The 6103-nt window shown below is 68.9% G+C and carries 8 protein-coding genes; 7 read left to right on the top strand and 1 reads right to left on the bottom strand.

What is annotated here, in order from left to right; all coding sequences use genetic code 11:
* The first annotated feature begins 240 nt into the window (after positions 1 to 240).
* The 7 genes from FJ694_RS35785 to FJ694_RS35755 all read left to right on the top strand — a co-directional run bounded on the left by FJ694_RS35785 (position 241) and on the right by FJ694_RS35755 (position 5107).
* Positions 241 to 918 carry a MarR family transcriptional regulator gene (locus FJ694_RS35785; RefSeq protein WP_157272284.1) on the top strand — a complete coding sequence of 226 codons (678 nt, stop codon included), beginning with the start codon at positions 241 to 243 and terminating at the stop codon, positions 916 to 918.
* Positions 915 to 1538, top strand: a complete 624-nt coding sequence (locus FJ694_RS35780) for an RES family NAD+ phosphorylase (protein ID WP_157272283.1) — start codon at positions 915 to 917, stop codon at positions 1536 to 1538. Before FJ694_RS35785 ends, FJ694_RS35780 begins: the two co-directional genes overlap by 4 nt.
* A gap of 166 nt (positions 1539 to 1704) precedes the next feature.
* On the top strand, positions 1705 to 1959 hold the full coding sequence (locus FJ694_RS35775; protein ID WP_198321181.1) for a hypothetical protein: 255 nt from the start codon (positions 1705 to 1707) through the stop codon (positions 1957 to 1959).
* 168 nt (positions 1960 to 2127) lie between these two features.
* On the top strand, positions 2128 to 2538 hold the full coding sequence (gene tnpA, locus FJ694_RS35770) for an IS66-like element accessory protein TnpA (RefSeq protein WP_157272282.1): 411 nt from the start codon (positions 2128 to 2130) through the stop codon (positions 2536 to 2538).
* Positions 2535 to 2882 carry an IS66 family insertion sequence element accessory protein TnpB gene (gene tnpB / locus FJ694_RS35765; RefSeq protein WP_157272281.1) on the top strand — a complete coding sequence of 116 codons (348 nt, stop codon included), beginning with the start codon at positions 2535 to 2537 and terminating at the stop codon, positions 2880 to 2882. The genes tnpA and tnpB overlap by 4 nt, the downstream gene beginning before the upstream one ends.
* A 68-nt stretch (positions 2883 to 2950) precedes the next feature.
* Positions 2951 to 4519, top strand: coding sequence for an IS66 family transposase (gene tnpC / locus FJ694_RS35760; protein WP_157272280.1), 1569 nt, complete (start codon positions 2951 to 2953; stop codon positions 4517 to 4519).
* Positions 4520 to 4582: 63 nt separating this feature from the next.
* The gene (locus FJ694_RS35755; protein ID WP_157272279.1) at positions 4583 to 5107 is read left to right on the top strand and encodes a hypothetical protein; all 525 of its coding nucleotides are present in this window, start codon (positions 4583 to 4585) and stop codon (positions 5105 to 5107) included.
* Positions 5108 to 5561: 454 nt separating this feature from the next.
* On the opposite strand, the gene FJ694_RS35750 is transcribed toward FJ694_RS35755, so the two are convergent.
* Positions 5562 to 6103 (bottom strand): IclR family transcriptional regulator domain-containing protein (locus FJ694_RS35750; protein WP_310735078.1); only part of this gene is annotated, 542 nt, incomplete at its 5' end.

Genomic DNA, 6103 nt, shown 5'->3' with positions numbered 1-6103 from the left:
ATGCGGACGCCGACCTGGGCGCGCTGCTGCGCCGGGCCGACGCGGCGCTGTACGCGGCCAAGCAGGCCGGCCGCAACCGGCTGTGCGTCAGCGGCGGTGCCGGCATGTGCCCGGACGAATCGGCCGAACCGGCGTGAGCGGGGCGAAAAGCACTTGCGAGGGCGGTTGACCCACCTGTTGACCTGGTTGTCCAAGTTGACAGGCGGACTGTAGAATCACGGTCATGAACAGGACGCAACCATGACCAGCGCTGCCCGGTCCGGGGCTGCACGCGGCGCGGGCGGATCCGGCCGCAGCGAGGTGCGGCACCTCGTCTCCTCGGCGCACCGCACCAGCGACCAGGTGCGGCGCCTGCTAGAGCGGCCCGCCGACGAGATCCTGCAGGCCCTGCAGGACCGCAGCGCGCTGCAGGCCATGGGCGACCTGCAGCAGCAGATCGCCACGCTCATCCACTTCGTGATCTCCGGCGGGCTGGGGTCTGCCAATGACGCCGCCGGGCCGGCGCAAGCGCTGTCCGAGACGGAAGGCTTCGAGGCGCTGGCGCAGCAGGCCGCCGCGCGCGGCCAGCAGCACTTCGCGGCCCTGGTGGAGCATGGGGAACTGCTCACGCCCACGGAGCTCGCCGCCCGCCTGGGCTGGACTCGCCAGGCGCTGAGCCGGGCGCTGAGCGCGCGGCGCGTGTTCTACGTCGAGCTCGAAGGGCGGCGTTGCTATCCCGCGTTCTTCGCCGACCCGACGTACGAGCGCCGCCAGCTCGAAACCGTGAGCCGGGCCCTGGGAGATCTGCCCGGTGCGACCAAGCTGCGCTTCATGACCTCGGCCAAGGGGTCGCTTGGCGGCCTCACGCCGCTGCAGGCGCTGGCACAGGGACAGGTCGGCGAGGTGCTGCGCACGGCGCAAGGGTTTGCCGAGCGGTGAGCCGGCTGATCCTGCGCGAGCCGCCAGCCGATCTGCACCAGACACCGCTGACGGTTGTCGAGATCCCGGCATCGAGCCTCTACCGCATCTCGTCCCACGGCACGGGCGAGCCGTACTTCGGCACGTCGCAGGCCAACCGGTTCGACGACCCTTCAGCATCGCCTGTCGGGCGCTTCGGCACCTGCTACTGCGGCTTCGACCTCACCACCGCCATCGCCGAGACGATCCTGCATGACGAGTTGCCCGCTGCCGGCCGCTTCACCGTGACGGCGCACGAGTTCAGCAGCCGCTTTCTCGTGCGCTTCGAGGCACCGCAGGAGAGGGCGACACTGCGGCTGGCCGATCTCACGGGCGTGGCGCTCAAGCGGCTGGGCGGCGACGGCTCCATCTCCACGGTGCAGCCTTACGGCTTGCCGCAGCGCTGGGCGGGCGCAATTCATGCCCATCCCGAGCAGGCGGACGGGATGCTCTACATGTCGCGACACGTCAACGATCGCAAGGCCGCGGTGATCTTCTCGCGGGCCCGCACCCACATGGGACGGGCGCTGTATGGACCGTTGGCCACGGCGCCCGGGCTGCTGCATGCCTTGTCCGAGCTGCAGGTGGAGCTCTGCGGCTGAGAGGCGCGCGAGCGCAATTCGAGGACCGTTGACCTATGCGCACCTCCGGCTCCAGACCATTGCCGACAGGCTCATTGCCCAGCGAGGGCAACGGCCAGGGGCTCGCCGTGTTGGCCGAGTCGCTGTATCTCGCCAACCTGCTCGTGGCTCCCGGACTGGCTTTGCCGTGCTGGTGTGGTTGTGGCTGCGACACCGCGACAGCGCGCCGCCGCTGGCTCGTGACCACTTGCGCCAAGCGACCTTCGTCAGCGTGGTGGCCGGAGTGCTGATCGCCTGCCTGTCCGGCGTCATCGTGGTTCTAGGTGGCTGGCGCTGGCCGTGGACCTGGGTCGTGGTGTTGACCTATTTCGTCTGCGTCCACGGCGCACTGGTCCTGCTGGGCATGTTCGCGCTGGCCAAGGCCATGGCAGGCCAAACCTAGCGCTATCCGCTGGTGGGTCCCCGAAACGGTTGAATGCCCGCGTGGCGTAGGACGATCGTAAGCGTTGCGGCTGGGCCCTTCTTGGCAGGGCTTGACCCCATGAACACGATCGCCCGACCGTGCTGACCTTCTCACTTGCGAGATGTGCACGATCGGGGAAGTGCACACATGGACAAGCGAGTCATCACGGATAGGGCCCCGCGGCGCCGGCACAGCGCGGCCCTCAAGCGCGAGCTGGTCGAGCGCAGCCTGCAGCCCGGGGCGTCGGTGGCGGCCCTGGCGCAGGAACATGGCATCAACGCGAACCTGCTCTTCAACTGGCGGCGGCTGCACCTGGAGCGCCAAGCCGCAGCCCAGCTGCCCGCCGAGCCGGCAACGGTGCTGTTGCCCGTGACGGTGGACGAGCCGATCGCGGCATCGGCGGCCCCGCACGCATGCGCACCGGCAATCCCGACGCCGCGGCGCGCGGGCACGGGCGTCATCGAGGTCGAGATCGGTGCGGCGCTCGTGCGGCTGCGTGGCGTGGTGGACGAGGCCAGCGTGCGCAGCGTGTTGCAAGCGCTGCTGGAGCTGCGGTGATCGGGCTGCCTGCCGGGACGCGGGTTTGGCTGGTAGCCGGACACACCGACATGCGCAAGGGCTTCGACGGCCTGGCGGCGATGGTGCAGACGGCGCTGGCGAAGAACCCGTTCGAGGGCCACGTCTTCGTCTTCCGCGGCCGCCGCGGCGACATCCTGAAGGTCTTGTGGTTCGACGGCCAGGGCCTGATGCTGCTGTCCAAGCGGCTCGAACGCGGGCGCTTCGTCTGGCCCCAGGCAACCTCGGGCAGCGTCTCGCTGACGCCGGCGCAGCTGTCGATGCTGCTGGAGGGCATCGACTGGCGCATGCCGATGCGCACGCACATACCTGAGCTCGCCGCCTGAGCTGCGCCTGTTGCACGCGGCTCACGAGGCGCTGGTCAGCGGCTGCATAGCCCGGCACAGTAGGGGCCATGCCGTTGCCGCCTGGGCCCCACACCATCGAGTCGCTGCTGCGCGTCATCGAGGCGCGCGACGCGGAGCTGGTGCTGCTCAAGCTCATGAACGAGAAGCTGCGGCTGCAGCTGGCGCGCCGTATCCGGGAGCAGTACGGCGCCTCCAGCGAGCGCTTCGAGGACGGCCAGCGCATGCTCATCGAAGCCGCGCCGCTGCCGCCGGAACTGCCTCCGCTGCCCAAGGTGACGTCGGCGCCGGCCGCCAATGCGCCGGCCCTGGACCGCAGCCTGCCCGCGCACCTGCCGCGCGAGGAGCTGGTGCACCGTGCGCCGACGACGCACGCCCACCACGACAGCGCCGGCCAAGCCTGCGGCTGCAGCGCGTGCGGCGGCCGGCTGCGTCGCATCGGCGCCGACGTGTCGGAACAGCTGGAGTACGTGCCCGCGCGCTTCAAGGTCATCCGCCACGTGCGGCCCAAGCTTGCCTGCGTGAAGTGCCAGACCATCTTCCAGGCCGAGGCGCCGAGCCGCCCCATCGTGCGCGGCATCGCCGGCCCGGCCTTCATGGCGCACGTGACGGTCTCGAAGTATTGCGACCACATCCCCCTGTACCGGCAAAGCCGCATCAACGCGCGCAGCGGCGTGCACATTGACCGCTCCACACTGGCGCGCTGGGTGGGCCAGGGCGAGAAGCTGCTGGACCCGCTGCTGGCAGCGCTCGGGCGCTACGTGCTGGCCGCCGAGAAGCTGCACGCCGACGACACGCCCGTGCCGGTGCTCTCGCCCGGCAAGGGCAAGACCAAGGAGGGACGGCTCTGGGTCTACGTGCGCGACGACCGCGCGGCGGCCAGCGAGGACGCACCGGCGGCGTGGTTCCGGTACTCGCCCGACCGTGAGGGCCGCCACCCGCGCAAGCACCTGGAGAAGTACCGCGGCATCCTGCAGGCCGACGGCTACGGCGGCTGGCTGCGGCTCTACCAGCAGGGGCAGGCCGTCGAGGCAGCCTGTTGGGCTCACGCGAGGCGGCCGTGGTGGGACCTGTACGTCAGCACCGGGCGCAGCGAGGACTCGGTGGCCGCGCAGGCGCTGCGGCGCATCAAGGCGCTCTACGCCATCGAGGAAGACATCCGCGGGCAGCCGCCAGACGTCAGGCGCGCGCACCGCCAAGCCCGGGCCGGTCCACTGCTGCAGGAGTACCACGACTGGCTCACGGGCATGGTGGGTCGCGTGTCGAGGAAGTCGGACCTGGCCAAGGCCATCGCGTACTCGCTCACGCGCTGGCAAGCCCTGACGCGCTACCGCGACGACGGCCGCATCGAGATCGACAACTCGGCCGCCGAGCGCAGCTTGCGTGGGGTCGCGCTCGGAAGATCGAATTACCTCTTCATGGGCTCGGACGCCGGCGGCGAGCGCGCTGCGGCCATGTACAGCTTGGTCGAGACCGCCAAGCTCAACGGGCTGGACCCGGAAGCCTACCTGCGCGCAGTGTTCGAGCGCATCGCCGAGCACCGCGTCGACCGCGTCCACGAGCTGCTGCCCTGGAACATCGGCCGCGCCCAGCCGCTGCCGCAGCGCCAGGCCGCCTGAGAATGGCGGCCCAAGGCCGGCCGCGCGGGTGCGCCGGCGCGCTACTCCAGGGAGACGACGGCGGTGGACACGCAAGGCCCCAACCCCAAGCTCATTGACGCGCTCAGCCAGGCCAGCAGCCTGGAGCTGTTCCAGCTGAGCACCATCATCGACCGCATGCTGGCCGACCCGCGCCGCATCATTGCCGTGCGAGCCAACATGCACCTGGGCCAGACGGTGCGCTTCCTCGACTGGCACGACGGGCGCATGCGCAGCGGCAAGGTCGTGGCTATGCGCGACCACCAGGTGACGCTGCACGAGACCGACGCGCGGCGCGAGTGGAAGCTACCCTACGCCGCCATCGAGCCGCCGCCGGCCGGAGCCCAGCCGACCGCTTCCGCCGCTGTGCCGCCCACGCCGGCGGCGCCGTCACAGCCGGGCCGGGAAGACTTCCGATGCGGCGAGAAGGTGTCGTTCGAGGACCGCTACATGCAGACCCAGATCGGCACGATCGTGCGGATCAACCAGCGCACCGCAACGGTGGAAACCGCGGACGGCCCGGGCTGGCGGGTGCCGTTCCGGCTGCTGCGCCACGTCGTCGATATCTGACTTCGGCGGCCTGTGCCAGTAGGGTGCGGGAGCCACGCTTACGGACGATCGTGATCGGCAGCGAGTCAGAAGCAGCATGGACTTCCGGACTTACTGGCGGCGGCGCGAATCCGCCGTTCACTGGTGGCGACGTGCCGGTTTCTAGACAGACCGCTCCTGTGACCACAGCGACAGCGGACGGGCTGAGATCTTTCCGGCGCCGACGGCGCCCAGGCGTGTCCAGGGCAGAAGTTGGCAAGCGTTTTCCGTAAGGAAGATAAGGTGTGAGATCTGGCCTATGAAGTTCAGGCCCGTGGCAGCGTTTGGATGCCTCGATATCGCCCGAGTGTCTGGCTTGAACCGTTCTGATGGTCTGGGCCCGGTTCGTCACCGTGCTGCCGAATCCGCCACAAGGTGCCGATGACTTTGCCAATCCAATGCCAAAGCTTGGCGGATGGATGCTGTTGCCATTGGTCTATTCCGAGGGCGTTCGAGATGGATGCCTTCGAGCCTTCTCCAGTTCCGCCAATCGCCGCGTGATCATCGAGGAGTGTTCCTGCATGGCGCTCACGACGGCAGGCACTCGCTTGCGGCTTAGCCGGTTGCTCAGCGCCGCGACGCTGATGGCGGCGACCACTTGCCCTTGCGGGTCACGGATTGGCACAGCCACAGCACTCGTGCTCTGCATGACGCCTTCCTCGGCATAGATGTAGCCCTGTTCCCGAACTGACTGCACGCTCTTCGTCACCTTGGCGACTGAGGAACCTGCAAGGGTCAGTCGTGTTGCATTCGACTTCGTGAGGCGCTGCGCGGCCTCCTCATCGAGTCCGGCAAGGAGCACGATGCCTGACACGCTTGCACCAAGCGGACGCCGCACACCGACATCGATGGAGAGGACTGAGCTGCCCCCTGAATTTCGTCTTCCAAGGGCCGATGGGTACCATCGAGACTTGAGGGAAGAGAAGTGAAGCGGATTCCGAAACAAGAGTACACGGCCGAATTCAAGGAACAGGCCGT

Origin of the sequence: Azohydromonas aeria, from assembly GCF_009760915.1 — a bacterium.
Taxonomy (GTDB): domain Bacteria; phylum Pseudomonadota; class Gammaproteobacteria; order Burkholderiales; family Burkholderiaceae_C; genus Azohydromonas; species Azohydromonas aeria.
The sequence above is the reverse complement of the archived record's forward strand: the minus strand, read 5'-3'. Positions and strand labels throughout refer to the sequence as shown.

Coding starts and splice junctions, on each gene's coding strand:
- FJ694_RS35785 (WP_157272284.1), top strand. CDS start 241: ATGACCAGCGCTGCCCGGTCCGGGGCTGCACGCGGCGCGGGCGGATCC.
- tnpA (WP_157272282.1), top strand. CDS start 2,128: ATGGACAAGCGAGTCATCACGGATAGGGCCCCGCGGCGCCGGCACAGC.
- tnpC (WP_157272280.1), top strand. CDS start 2,951: ATGCCGTTGCCGCCTGGGCCCCACACCATCGAGTCGCTGCTGCGCGTC.